Origin of the sequence: Corallococcus sp. CA047B, assembly GCF_003612065.1 — a bacterium.
GTDB classification, from domain to species: Bacteria; Myxococcota; Myxococcia; order Myxococcales; family Myxococcaceae; genus Corallococcus; species Corallococcus praedator.
In genome coordinates, this window is sequence record NZ_RAWD01000686.1 from 1 (window position 1) to 854 (window position 854).

Sequence of the window (854 nt, forward strand, 5' to 3'; positions counted from 1 at the left end):
CAGCCCACCTGCGCGATGGCCTTCGCCTCCTCGAAGGTCATCCCCTCCACCTCCGCCCAGGTCGTCTCTCCGCGCGCGAACGCCTTCAGCCTGCGCGCCGTTCCGGTCTCCATCTTCAGCCCCTCGCCGCCTTCGTGTTTGATGACGCGTCCCATGGCGGCTCTCACGCGCTGCGCAGGTTGGAGATGGCCGTCTTCGCCATCTCGTTGAACTTCGACGACATGTTGCTCATCAGGTCGAACATGGCCTTGCGCTTCTCCATCAGCGTCTGCAGGCGCAGCTCCAGCTCCTGCATGCTGGTGTCCAGCTTCGCGCCGCGCGCCTTGTCCGAATCGCTGGTGCCCAGCGTCGCGCGCTCCTCACGCGCGCTGGCCATCTCGTTCATCACGTCCAGCAGCTCCGCGTCGGTGTCCTCCGTGATGCCCATGAGCAGCGCCTGCACCTTCTGCTCGATGCTCATGTTCGGGTTGTCCACGATGTCCCGCGCCCGCGAGCCCCCCGTATTCGGACGGGTCGGCGACGTCCCCGGCACCTCTGGCAGCTTCGCCACCGCGGCCAGCTCCGCGCTCAGGTCCTGCCGGCTGGCGACGCCGTCCCGGCTCCCGCTCCCCGCCGCCATCTCCAGCCGGCTGAAGTACTCCGGGTTGTCCTTGAAGAACTGCGCGGCGCGCTTGAGCGTGGGGGACGCCGCCGGGCTGCCGAGCAACGCCTCCAGGTTCGCCATCGACAGCTTGCCGTCCTTCGCCCCCACCGCCGTGTCGAAGGTGTCCCAGTTCTGGTCCAGCACCCGGAGCGCGTCGCGATAGCCGGCGAGGTTCGGATCCAACGACCCCGTGCCGCTTCCACTCCCCGGC

General features: G+C 68.5%; 1 pseudogene. It reads right to left on the minus strand.

Annotation, left to right across the window (positions count from 1 at the left end):
* Positions 1 to 163: 163 nt before the first annotated feature.
* Positions 164 to 854: pseudogene (locus D7X74_RS44755) on the minus strand (hypothetical protein); the annotation flags it as partial.